Genomic DNA, 10,946 nt, shown 5'->3' with positions numbered 1-10,946 from the left:
CGTCACCGCCGCCGCCGCACTCGACGCCTACTGGGCCGACGGCCAGATGGAGAAACAGACCCTCGCCCGCGGCGAACAGGTCGAGAACGCCCTGCTGGCGATCGCCGCCGAGGAGACCTCTTCCGGTATGAGCTTCCGGGGCCGCGGTCTGGTCTGGGGCATCGAGTTCTCGGACAAGCCGCGCGCGTCGGCGATCTGCGCCCGCGCCTTCGAACTGGGGCTGCTGCTGGAGACCTCGGGCCCGGAGAGCGAGGTCGTGAAGCTGCTGCCGGCGCTCACCGTCTCCCCGGAGGAGCTGGACGAGGGGCTGTCGATCCTGGCCCGCTGCATCCGGGAGACCGCGTAACCGCACGGCCCACGGCCCACGGGCCCCAGGACCGGAAACCCACGGAAGAAAGGCTGCACCACACCGTGATCGTCCGTTCGCTGCAGGACATCGAGAACACCGAGCGCCATGTGAGAGCGGCCTCCGGAACCTGGGAGAGCAAGCGCATCGTGCTCGCCCAGGAGAAGGTCGGCTTCTCGCTCCACGAGACCGTGCTCTACGCGGGCACCGAGACGTCGATGTGGTACGCGAACCACGTCGAGGCGGTGCTCTGCGTGGAGGGCGAGGCCGAGCTGACCGACGACGAGACCGGTGAGACGCACTGGATCTCCCCCGGCACGATGTATCTGCTGGACGGCCACGAGCGTCACACGCTCCGTCCCAAGACCGACTTCCGCTGTGTCTGCGTCTTCAATCCCCCCGTCACCGGGCGGGAGGACCACGACGAGAACGGCGTCTATCCGCTGATCACCGAGGAGGGCTGATCGATGACGACCGCCGTACGCACCGACCTCTATCCGACCCGAGGCGCGGGAGAGGTGGTGACCCCGCGTCAGGATCCGGTGGTCTGGTCCGCGCCGGGCGCGCCGGGCCCCATCGTCCGGTCCGAACTGCTGGAGTACGAGCGGGACGGCTTTCTGACCGTCGAGGAGCTGATCACCGACGAGGAGGTCGCCCTCTACCGCGCCGAGATGGACCGGCTGATCGCCGACCCCGGGGTGCGCGCCGACGAGCGCTCGATCATCGAGCCGTCCTCCCAGGACGTGCGCTCGGTCTTCGAGGTGCACCGGCTGAGCGAGGTCTTCGCCGGCCTGGTGCGCGACGAGCGGGTGGTGGGCCGGGCCCGCCAGATCCTCGGCTCGGACGTGTACGTCCACCAGTCCCGGATCAATGTGAAGCCGGGCTTCGGCGCCTCGGGCTTCTACTGGCACTCGGACTTCGAGACCTGGCACGCCGAGGACGGGCTGCCGAACATGCGGACCGTCTCGGTCTCCATCGCGCTCACCGAGAACCGGGACACCAACGGCGGGCTGATGATCATGCCCGGCTCGCACCGGTCGTTCCTGGGGTGCGCGGGCGAGACGCCGAAGGACAACTACAAGAAGTCCCTCCAGATGCAGGACGCGGGGACCCCGTCGGACGCGGCGCTGACCCGTTACGCCGACGAGCACGGCATCCGGCTCTTCACCGGCCGCGCCGGTTCCGCGACCTGGTTCGACTGCAACTGCATGCACGGGTCGGGCGACAACATCACCCCGTACGCCCGCAGCAATGTGTTCATCGTCTTCAACAGCGTGGAGAACGCGGCGGTGCGGCCCTTCGCGGCCCCGGTCCCGAGGCCCGACTTCATCGGCGCGCGCGACTTCACGCCCGTCCGCTGACACAGACGCCGCCGCACAGAAGCCGTGGCAGGAGCCGTGGCAGAGCCGCGGCAGAAGCCGTACGGGAAGCTCCGCCGGGGCGGCGCGGCCCTGCGGCAACAGGGGGAGGGGCCGGTCCGTACCCCCCGCGGACCGGCCCCTCGCCCATGGGCTCAGACCCTGCTGAGGGCGGGGTAGTCGATGTACCCCTGGTCGCCGCCGCCGAAGAAGGAGGCCGGGTCGGGGGCGTTGTACGGGCCGGCCGTCCGCAGCCGCTCCGGCAGGTCCGGGTTGGCGAGGAAGAGCGCGCCGAAGGCGAGGATGTCGGCGATGCCGTCCTCGATCAGCGGCAGCGCGCGGTGGTCGGTCGGGCCCTCGGTCGCCGGGTTGAGGACGAGGGTGCCCCGGTACTGCTCGCGCACCGCGAGCGTCACCTCCCGGGCGCCCTCGTTGGTCTCGGTGATGTGCAGATAGGCCAGGCCCAGCGGCTCCAGCTCGCGGACGAGCGCGGGGTAGACCTCGTGGGCGTCGGTCTCGGCGATGTCGTTGTAGGCGTTGGTGGGTGAGAGCCGGATCGCGGTCCGCTCGCCGCCGACGGCCTCGGCCACCGCCCGGGTGACCTCGACGGCGAAGCGGATGCGGTTCTCGACGGAGCCGCCCCACTCGTCGGTGCGGAGGTTGGTGTTGGAGGCCAGGAACTGCTGGATGAGATAGCCGTTCGCGCCGTGCAGCTCCACCCCGTCGAATCCGGCGGCGACGGCGTTGCGGGCGCTGTGCACGAACTCGCCGATGACGGCGGGGATCTCCTCGGCCGGGAGGGCGCGCGGCTCGACGAAGTCCAGCATTCCCTTGCCGGTGTAGAGCTGCCCGGCGGGGGCGACCGCGGAGGGCGCCACGCTCGACCGGCCGTCGGGGAAGATCACCGGGTGGCCGATGCGCCCGGAGTGCATCAGCTGGGCGAAGATCGTGCCGCCCCTGGCGTGCACGGCGTCGGTGACCGCGCGCCAGGCGGCGACCTGTTCGTCGCTGTGCAGCCCCGGGGTGTCGGGGTAGCCCTGACCGGTGACGGAGGGCTGGATCCCCTCGGTGACGATCAGTCCCGCGCCGGCGCGCTGGGCGTAGTACTCCACCGTCGACTCGGTCGGGGAGAGCCCCGGGCCGAAGGCGCGGCTGCGGGTCATGGGGGCCATGGCGATGCGGTTGGCGAGCTGCCTGCCCCGCAGGGCGACGGGGGCGAAGGGGGTGGTCATAAGGGCTCCAGCGGTATTAGATGGTCGGCCAATCAATAGGGCGCCGAGCCACTGTAACGCATTACTTGGCCGACCAAGGTAAAGTTTGGGCAGAGAACGCGGCAAGGGAAGGAAGACTGTCCCCCAGACTGGTCACGAGACAGTTCTCTGTAGGAGGAGGCTCGATGAAGCCCGAGGTCACGGCCGATCCTGTGTGTAGTGAGCCGCTGTGGGACCAGTCGGCGCGCGGCGAGTCCTGCGGCGACGCCGCCGTCGTGGACTCCTGCCTCGGCGGGCCGGTCAGCCACGCGGTCTCCCGGGTCGCCCGGCTGCACCGGATGGCGGCCGCCAAGCTGCTCCGGGGGCTGGGGCTCTACCCCGGCCAGGAGTTCTTGCTGATGCATCTGTGGGACGCGGGCCCGGTGCGCCAGTCGGACCTGATCAAGACGCTGGAACTGGACCCGTCCACGGTGACGAAGATGCTCCAGCGCCTCGAACAGTCCGGGCACGTCCGGCGCAGCCCCGACCCCGCCGACCGGCGCGCGGTGCTGGTGGAGGCGACGGACGAGAGCTGCGCGCTGCGGTCGGCGGTGGAGCGGGCCTGGTCCCAGCTGGAGGTCCAGACGCTCACCGGGCTGACCGACGGCGAGCGCGCGGAGCTGAACCGGCTGCTGGGGAAGGTGGAGGCGAATCTCTGCGCCCAGGCGGAGGACTGCCCGGGGGCGCGGGGGGCCTGACGGCCCGGGGCGGTGGCGGTGGCGGCGGTGACCGGTCCGCGAGAACGCCAGGACGCGAGGCGCGCGGACCGGACCGCCGGGATCGTCGAAGCAGCCGGAGGGACGGCCGCCCGGACCGGCTCGGGACGGCTCGGGGCGGCTCGGGGCGGCCGACCGGCTCGGGAGCCGGGCGTCAGGCGGCCGCCAGGACGTCCAGCACCCGGTCCGCGTCCGCCGACGTGTTGTACAGATGGAACGACACCCGCAGATTCCCGTCCCGGTCCGAGACGAGAACGCCCGCCCGGGCCAGCTCGGGGGCGCGCCCGCCCAGCCCCGGGACCGCGACGATCGCCGACTCCCCGGGCAGCGGCGCGTGCCCCAGCGACCGGAGCCCCTCCCGGAACCGCCGGGCGAGCCCGGTGGTGTGGGCGTGGATCGCGTCCGCCCCGATCTCCTCCAGCAGCGCCAGGGACTGTTCGGCCCCGTGGTACGAGACATACGCGGGGGCCTCGTCGAAGCGCCGGGCCGAGGACGCGAAACGCTCGATCGGGCCGTAGAAGGTGTCCAGTCCCTCCGCCGCGAAGAGCCCCGCGTGGAGCGGGGCCACCGTCCGCTGCGCCTCCTCGGTGACCGTGAGGAAGGAGACCCCGCGCGGGCAGAGGAGGAATTTGAACCCGCCGGTGACGGTGAAGTCCCACTCCCCCGCGCGCAGCGGCAGCCAGCCCGCCGACTGGCTGGCGTCGACCAGCGTACGGGCCCCGTGGGCGGCGGCCGCCTCCCGTACGGCGGGCAGATCGGCGATCACACCGTCCGAGGAGTGCACCGCGGAGAGGGCCACCAGCGCGGTGCCGGGGCGCACCGCGTCCGCGAGGGCCGCCCGGGGCGCGTACCGGAGCTTGAGGTCGCCGCGTACGGCGAACGGGGTGACGACCGAGGTGTACTCGCCCTCCGGGAGGAGGATCTCCGCGCCGGGCGGCAGCGAACTCGCGATCAGTCCGACGTGGACCGCGACCGAGCCGCCGAGCGCGATCCGGTCCGCGCCGACGCCGGCGATCCGGGCGAAGGAGTGCCGGACGGCGGTGATCCGGTCGTGGTCGCCCGCGCTCCGCCCGGTCGCCAGCTCCCGTATCAGGGCCGACATCGCCTCGGCGGCGCGCGCGGGCAGCAGGCCGCAGTAGGAGGTGTTGAGATACGTCGTGTCCGGCGCGAACTCGGCGCCGCCCAGGGATTCCATGCGTCCCACACTGGGCCGCGCCCGGCACCCGGTCAATCGCATCACCGCGCGGGCGGTGATGGAACGCGGGAGCGCGGCCCGGGCGGCCTGGCCGTCCCGGGCCGCGCCTCCGGTCAGTTCGCGGGGACCTCGCAGGAGCCGTCGGTGTCGCAGGCCGGGGCGTCCGGGGCACCGACCGGGGCGGGGGTGCGGCCCTGCCACGCCTGTTCCAGGGCCTTGGTGAAGAGATCGGCGGGCTGGCCGCCGGAGACGCCGTAACGCCGGTCGAAGACGAAGAAGGGCACCCCGGTCGCCCCGAACTCGGCGGCCTGGCGCTCGTCGGCGCGCACCTCGTCGGCGTACGCGCTCTCGTCCGCGAGGACCGCGCGGGCCTCGGCCTCGTCGAGCCCGGCCTCGACGGCGAGCGCGAGCAGCACGGAGGGGTCGTAGACGGACCGCTCCTCGGCGAAGTTGGCCCGGTAGGCGCGGTCCAGCAGCTCGTTCTGGCGGCCGCGGGCCCTGGCCAGGTGCAGCAGCCGGTGGATGTCGAAGGTGCTGCCGTGGTCCCGGCCCTCGGTGCGGTAGCCGAGCCCCTCGGCGCGCGCGTTGGAGGCGACGTGCTCCTCCATGGCCAGCGCCTCCTCACGGGTCCGCCCGTACTTCTGCGCCAGCATGTCCACGACGGACCCGGTGTCGCCCTTGGCGCGGGCGGGGTCCAGCTCGAAGGAACGGTGCACCACCTCGACCTCGTCGCGGTGGGCGAAGTCCGCGAGTCCCTTCTCGAAGCGGGCCTTCCCTATGTAGCACCAGGGGCAGGCGATATCGCTCCAGATTTCGACGCGCATGCGGTTCTCTCCAAGGATCTTTCGACTGGTCCACGGCGCGGAGGCGATCGCGTGCCGCGTCGCCCTCCGCCCTTCCCGTGCCAACGCTCGGGGGGCCCGCCGGATTCCGCCGGGAGGGCCGGGATGCGGAGTCCGCTCCCGGGGGCACGGTGGGGCGGGTCGGGCGCGGGGTCCCGGGCGCGTCTCCTCGGGGGCGGCCGTTGGGTACGGTGCGTCCCCGGGGTACGGGGTTCCGCGCGGGAGGGCGGGCGGCCGGGCCGACGCCGGCGGGTGGTCGCGTACGTATCGCCGGGCCGGGCCCGCGCCGCCCCGGGCCTAGGGTCTTTCTTTTGGACCAGGCCGGATCAGGGAGCGGGGCCTGGTGACGTGCATCGCAAGGCGGAGGAATGAGTCCATGCGGTGGGGGCACCTCCCGTGCCGCCAGGCGCAGGGTGGGGGCACCTCCCGTGCCGCCAGGCGCAGGGTGGGGGCACCTCCCGTGCCGCCAGGCGCAGGGGGAGTGCGGTGCCAGGGCACGCGAGCCCGGCAAGATCCGAAAGAGAGGCCCTAGTCCGTGCACACGGTCGGCCCGCCGCCGGACGGGAACGGGACGTTCGAGGGCGGGAGCGAGAGCGAGAGCGAGAGCATGGTCGGGGACGGGGACGGGCGGGCGTCCGGCGCGGGGGCTTCTCCGCCGTGTGGGGGAGGGAAATCGTCTTCGAGCGGGAGGCGCGGCCCGGGCGGAGGGCGAGAGGCTGACGGTATGAAGCGCTTATCGCCCACGCGTCCGCCCGCCCCGTCCGGACCGGCCCCCGAGACGTCCCGGACCGGCCCGCCGGACGGACGGGTCCGGGTCTCCTCGGCCCGGTCCGCCCGGTGGGCGGTGACGCTGCTCGCCTGGCTCCCCGTGCTGTTCTGTCTCCCCTGGCTGTCGCCGGGCGGCGCGACCGGTCACGGGGAGGGCGACGGGCCGCTGGGGAGCGGCGGCCCGACCGCCGCCGTGGCCCTGCTGCTGAACGCGGGCGTCCTCCCGCTCGCGCTGCTGCTCACCCGGGAGGGACGCGCGCGGCTCAGAGGGTGGCTGCCCGCCGGATCGCCGCGCGACTCGGCCGGGCCGCGCGCGCCGGCCGGGCCGTACGCCCCCCTCCCGACCGGGTCCGCACCGGCCCGGCCCGACGGCCGACGGCCCGCGCGGCCCGCCCCCCGGAGCCGTCCCCGGCGCGGGCTGACCGGCGAGCTGCCCCCGCCGGGCGCGGCCGCGCGGCGGACCGCCGTCGCCGGGGCCCTGCTGGCGCTGTTCCCGGCGGCGGCGCATCTGCTGGCGGCGGTCGGCGAGCCGGGGTGGGCCGGCCGGGGCGAGCGGCTGCCGGAGGGGGCGCGCGCCGTGCTGCTCGCCGTCGCCGTCGCGGGAACGCTGCTCCTCGTCCTGCGCCCCTGGTCCGCGCTGCCGGTGCGGACGCCCCTCGCGGCGGTCTGGCTGGGGGCGGGCGCGGTGGCCTGCTGGGGCGTGTTCTCGCTGCTGGCCCCGGTGGTGGGGGCCGGCGATCCCGGGCCGGACGCGTCGGTCCACGCCGCCGACGCGGTCGTCGGGCTGCTGCTCATCCGCGGTGTCGCCGCGCTCGCGCGCGGGCCGGCCGAGTGAGGGGCCGGGCGGGGGCGTTCCTCGGGGCGCTGTTCGGCGCACGGGCCCGGACGCGCTGGTTCCATCTGATTCTGGGCGGCGCGCTGATGACGCCGTTCTGGTTCGTCGGAGGGGTGCTGCTGACGCCGGTCACCGGCGGGTCCAGTCTGCACTTCGGCGCGCTCGCGCCGCAGTTCGGGGCGTACGCCGTCGGGCTGCCGGTGGCCGCGGCGACCGGGCTGCTCCCGATGGCCGGGACGCTGTCGGCGGCCGCGGCGCGGGCGCTCTGCGGGCTGCCCGACGGCGCGTTGGCCGAGCGGCCCTCGTACACGCGGGCGGCCCGGCTGCGGACGGCCGCCTGGTTCGCGCTGCACACCGGGATCGGGGCGGTGATCAGCGGGGCGACGCTCGCGCTGCCGCCGTTCGCGCTGAGCGTCATGGCGGCGCCGTTCTCCCCGGCGCTGCGGGAGTGGCTGCGGCTGCCCGAGCCGCCGCTGTGGCTGCTCGCGCTGTTCCCGCTCGCCGGGGTCGCGATGCTGCTGGCGCTGGCCGGGTGGGCGGCGGCGGCCGGATGGGGGCTCGCGCGGCTGGCCCCGGTGCTGCTGGGGCCGACGCCCGCGGACCGGCTGGCCGACGCCGAGCGGCGCGCCGCCGAGCTGGCCGAGCGGAATCGGCTCGCCCGTGAGCTGCACGATTCGGTGGGCCACGCGCTGAGCGCGGTCACCCTCCAGGCGGGCGCGGCCCGCCGGGTGCTGGAGACGGATCCCGGTTTCGTCCGGGAGGCGCTGGCCGCGATCGAGGAGACGACCCGGCGGACGGTGGGCGAACTGGACGCCGTGCTCGGTCTGCTGCGCGAGGAGGCCCCGGGGGCCGGGGGCCCGGCCCTGGACACGGTGGACGGGCTGATCTCGCGCAGCGGGGTGCCGGTGGCGTTCACCGCCGAGGGGGAGCTGTCCGCCGTGCCCGCGCCGGTGTCCCGCGAGGCGTACCGCATCGTCCAGGAGGGGCTGAGCAACGCCCTCCGTCACGCCGGGTCGTCCCCGGTGTCCCTGTGGATCGCCCTGCGCGGCGAGGAGTTGGAGATCACGATGGAGAATCCGCTGCCCTCCCGGGCCCCTGTGGTGCGACCGGGAGGCGGCCGGGGGGTGCGCGGGATCGCCGAGCGGGCCGCGCTGCTCGGCGGGGCGGCGTCGGCGGGCCCCGCGGGCTCGGTCTGGCGGCTGCGCGCCCGGCTGCCGCTGGGCGGCGGGTCCCGGGGCGGCGCGCGATGAGCGCCGTGCGGGTCGTGGTCGCCGACGACGAGCGCATGGTGCGCACGGCGCTGCGGGTGATTCTGGAGGCGGAGCCCGATCTCTCGGTGGTGGGCGAGGCGTCGACGGGCGCGGAGGCGGTCTCGGTCGTGCGGGAGCTGCGGCCGGACGTGGTGCTGATGGATGTGCGGATGCCGGAGATCGACGGCATCCGCGCCACCGAGCGGATCCTCGCGGCCCTCGCGGAGCCGCCGCGGATCATGGTGGTGACGACGTTCGAGAACGACTCGTACGTGTACGAGGCGCTGCGGGCGGGCGCGGCGGGCTTTCTGCTGAAGCGGGCGGCGGCCGAGGAGCTGGTGCAGGCGGTGCGGCTGGTGGCGCGGAGCGACTCGCTGCTCTTCCCGGCCGCGGTGCGCTCGCTGGCGTACGAGTACGGCGCGCGGCGGGCGGCCGCCGCGCCGCCGTGGGTGGCGCGGCTGACCGAGCGGGAGGCCGATGTGCTGCGGCTGATGGCGACGGGGCTGACGAACGCGGAGATCGCGGGGCGGATGGGGGTGGGGGCGGCGACGGTGAAGTCGCATGTCGCGGCGGTGCTGGCGAAGACGGGGTCCCGGGATCGCACCCAGGCGGTGATAGCGGCGTACGAGTCGGGCTTCCTCGCGCGGTAGCGGTAGCGGTAGCGGTAGCGGTAGCGGTAGCGGTAGCGGTAGCGGTAGCGGTAGCGGTAGCGGTAGCGGTAGCGGTAGCGGTAGCGGTAGCGGCCGGGGCGGGCCCCGGACCACCCGGGCCCCACCCCCCGGCGGCGGGCGGCCGAGCATGAGGAACGTCTGAGAATCACGTGAAGGGGGAACGGCGCTCGGAGCCCCGTTCGTCCTCGAAGGGGATGAACAAGACGATCAGACACTCAGCCGTCTTCAGTCTGCTGCTGGTGCTCGCCCTGCTGGTGCGGGCCACCTGGCTGCAGGCGTACGACGCCAAGGCCCTCGCCGACCACGACCGGAATCCGCGCACGAAGATCGCCCAGTACGCGCAGCCGCAGGGCGACATCGTGGTGGCCGGCTCACCCGTCACCGGCTCGGCCCGGACCGACGGGGTGGACTACGCGTACAAGCGCACCTACCCCGACGGCGGTCTGTACGCGCCGGTGACCGGCTACAGCTCGCAGGCGTACGGCTCGACGCAGCTGGAGGGCATCTACGGCAAGGTGCTCGACGGCACCGACAGCCGGCTGAAGAATCCGGTGGACGGTCTGACCGGGAAGCAGCAGGAGCCGGGCGATGTGCTGACCACCATCGACCCCGAGGTGCAGAAGGCGGGGTACCGGGCCCTGGGCGACGCCAAGGGCGCGGCCGTCGCCATGGACCCGAGGAGCGGGAAGATCCTCGGCATGGTCAGCACCCCGTCGTACGACCCGTCGACGATCGCGGGCACCTCGGACTCGGCGGAGTGGAAGAAGCTGCTCGCCGACCCGGACAAGCCGCTGGTGAACCGGGCGATACGGCAGCCGCTGGCGCCCGGCTCGACCTTCAAGCTGGTGATCGCGGCGGCGGCGCTGGAGGAGGGGCTGCACGGCTCGGTGGACGAGCGGACCGACAGCCCGATGCCGTACGTCCTGCCCGGCACCACCCGGGTGCTGCCGAACGACATCGCGAACGCCCCGTGCGAGAACGCCTCCATCCGCACCGCGCTGCGCTACTCCTGCAACAACGTCTTCGGCAAGCTCGCCGCCGACCTCGGTCAGGACACGGTGCGGGCGACGGCGGAGAAGTTCGGCTTCAACGAAAAGGAGCTGGATGTGCCGGTGCGGGCGTACGAGAGCGTCTTCCCGACCGGGATGGACAAGGCGGAGACGGCGCTGACGGGCATCGGCCAGTTCGAGGTGACCGCGACCCCGCTCCAGATGGCGATGGTCTCCGCCGTGGTGGCCAACGACGGGGTGCTGGCCGCTCCGCACATGGTCGAGGAGGTGGTGGACGCCGACGGCGAGACCCTGGAGTCCGCCGGGGGCGACTCCCGGCGCGTCGTCTCGGCCGGGACCGCCGAGCAGCTGCGCAGCGCGATGGTCACCGTGGTGGAGGACGGCACCGGTTCCAACGCGCGGGTGCCGGGGGCCGAGGTCGGCGGCAAGACGGGCACCGCGCAGCGCGGTGTGAACAACAGCGAGACGCCGTACGCCTGGTTCACCTCGTACGCCGAGGCGGGCGACCGCCAGGTCGCGGTCGCGGTGCTGATCGAGGACTCGGGCGGTCCGCGCTCCGAGGTCAGCGGCAACGGGCTGGCCGCGCCGGTGGCGCAGAAGATGATGGCCGCCGCGCTGAAGTAAGGCCGCCGGGGCCCGGTTTCCCGGTCGTTCGCCGGATCCCCGGGAGGGGCCTCAGACAACACGCTGGGGCCTCGACCGAGA

11 protein-coding genes are annotated in these 10,946 nt (G+C 74.1%); 8 read left to right on the top strand and 3 right to left on the bottom strand.

The window, feature by feature from the left end; all coding sequences use genetic code 11:
• The 3 genes from ACF089_RS15945 to thpD all read left to right on the top strand — a co-directional run.
• Window positions 1–346, top strand: a 346-nt coding sequence (locus ACF089_RS15945) for an aminotransferase class III-fold pyridoxal phosphate-dependent enzyme (protein ID WP_392026431.1), incomplete at its 5' end; no start/stop codon positions are given.
• A gap of 65 nt (window positions 347–411) precedes the next feature.
• The gene (locus ACF089_RS15940) at window positions 412–810 is read left to right on the top strand and encodes an ectoine synthase (protein WP_392026429.1); all 399 of its coding nucleotides are present in this window, start codon (window positions 412–414) and stop codon (window positions 808–810) included.
• 3 nt (window positions 811–813) lie between these two features.
• On the top strand, window positions 814–1,707 hold the full coding sequence (gene thpD / locus ACF089_RS15935) for an ectoine hydroxylase (RefSeq protein ID WP_392026427.1): 894 nt from the start codon (window positions 814–816) through the stop codon (window positions 1,705–1,707).
• Window positions 1,708–1,859: 152 nt separating this feature from the next.
• Here the strand turns inward: thpD and ACF089_RS15930 are convergent, their stop codons facing one another.
• Window positions 1,860–2,936: an alkene reductase gene (locus ACF089_RS15930; RefSeq protein WP_392026426.1), complete on the bottom strand. Its 1,077-nt coding sequence runs from the start codon at window positions 2,934–2,936 to the stop codon at window positions 1,860–1,862.
• Between the two features lie 164 nt (window positions 2,937–3,100).
• On the opposite strand from ACF089_RS15930, the gene ACF089_RS15925 reads away from it, so the two are divergent.
• Window positions 3,101–3,652: a MarR family winged helix-turn-helix transcriptional regulator gene (locus tag ACF089_RS15925; protein ID WP_392026424.1), complete on the top strand. Its 552-nt coding sequence runs from the start codon at window positions 3,101–3,103 to the stop codon at window positions 3,650–3,652.
• 172 nt (window positions 3,653–3,824) lie between these two features.
• Here ACF089_RS15925 and ACF089_RS15920 read toward each other — a convergent pair whose 3' ends face one another.
• A complete protein-coding gene (locus tag ACF089_RS15920) occupies window positions 3,825–4,865 on the bottom strand; it encodes an aminotransferase class V-fold PLP-dependent enzyme (RefSeq protein WP_392026422.1) in 1,041 nt (346 codons plus the stop codon).
• 113 nt (window positions 4,866–4,978) lie between these two features.
• Complete coding sequence (locus tag ACF089_RS15915; RefSeq protein ID WP_392026420.1) at window positions 4,979–5,689, bottom strand: DsbA family oxidoreductase; 711 nt, start codon at window positions 5,687–5,689, stop codon at window positions 4,979–4,981.
• Window positions 5,690–6,431: 742 nt separating this feature from the next.
• On the opposite strand from ACF089_RS15915, the gene ACF089_RS15910 reads away from it, so the two are divergent.
• From ACF089_RS15910 to ACF089_RS15895, 4 genes are all read left to right on the top strand, one after another.
• Window positions 6,432–7,310, top strand: coding sequence for a hypothetical protein (locus tag ACF089_RS15910; RefSeq protein WP_392026418.1), 879 nt, complete (start codon window positions 6,432–6,434; stop codon window positions 7,308–7,310).
• Window positions 7,307–8,560, top strand: coding sequence for a sensor histidine kinase (locus ACF089_RS15905; RefSeq protein WP_392026417.1), 1,254 nt, complete (start codon window positions 7,307–7,309; stop codon window positions 8,558–8,560). Before ACF089_RS15910 ends, ACF089_RS15905 begins: the two co-directional genes overlap by 4 nt.
• On the top strand, window positions 8,557–9,210 hold the full coding sequence (locus ACF089_RS15900; protein WP_392026415.1) for a response regulator: 654 nt from the start codon (window positions 8,557–8,559) through the stop codon (window positions 9,208–9,210). Before ACF089_RS15905 ends, ACF089_RS15900 begins: the two co-directional genes overlap by 4 nt.
• A 215-nt stretch (window positions 9,211–9,425) precedes the next feature.
• The gene (locus tag ACF089_RS15895) at window positions 9,426–10,865 is read left to right on the top strand and encodes a peptidoglycan D,D-transpeptidase FtsI family protein (protein WP_392026414.1); all 1,440 of its coding nucleotides are present in this window, start codon (window positions 9,426–9,428) and stop codon (window positions 10,863–10,865) included.
• Window positions 10,866–10,946 lie beyond the last annotated feature (81 nt).

Origin of the sequence: Streptomyces sp. NPDC014894, assembly GCF_043080985.1 — a bacterium.
Taxonomy (GTDB): Bacteria; Actinomycetota; Actinomycetes; order Streptomycetales; family Streptomycetaceae; genus Streptomyces.
Note: the sequence above shows the minus strand (reverse complement) of the source record. Positions and strands in the feature narration are given on the sequence as shown.

Excerpts from the sequence above, each read along its gene's own strand:
- thpD (WP_392026427.1), top strand. The coding sequence starts at position 814 with ATGACGACCGCCGTACGCACCGACCTCTATCCGACCCGAGGCGCGGGA.
- ACF089_RS15930 (WP_392026426.1), bottom strand. The coding sequence starts at position 2,936 with ATGACCACCCCCTTCGCCCCCGTCGCCCTGCGGGGCAGGCAGCTCGCC.
- ACF089_RS15925 (WP_392026424.1), top strand. The coding sequence starts at position 3,101 with ATGAAGCCCGAGGTCACGGCCGATCCTGTGTGTAGTGAGCCGCTGTGG.
- ACF089_RS15920 (WP_392026422.1), bottom strand. The coding sequence starts at position 4,865 with ATGGAATCCCTGGGCGGCGCCGAGTTCGCGCCGGACACGACGTATCTC.
- ACF089_RS15915 (WP_392026420.1), bottom strand. The coding sequence starts at position 5,689 with ATGCGCGTCGAAATCTGGAGCGATATCGCCTGCCCCTGGTGCTACATA.
- ACF089_RS15910 (WP_392026418.1), top strand. The coding sequence starts at position 6,432 with ATGAAGCGCTTATCGCCCACGCGTCCGCCCGCCCCGTCCGGACCGGCC.
- ACF089_RS15900 (WP_392026415.1), top strand. The coding sequence starts at position 8,557 with ATGAGCGCCGTGCGGGTCGTGGTCGCCGACGACGAGCGCATGGTGCGC.
- ACF089_RS15895 (WP_392026414.1), top strand. The coding sequence starts at position 9,426 with ATGAACAAGACGATCAGACACTCAGCCGTCTTCAGTCTGCTGCTGGTG.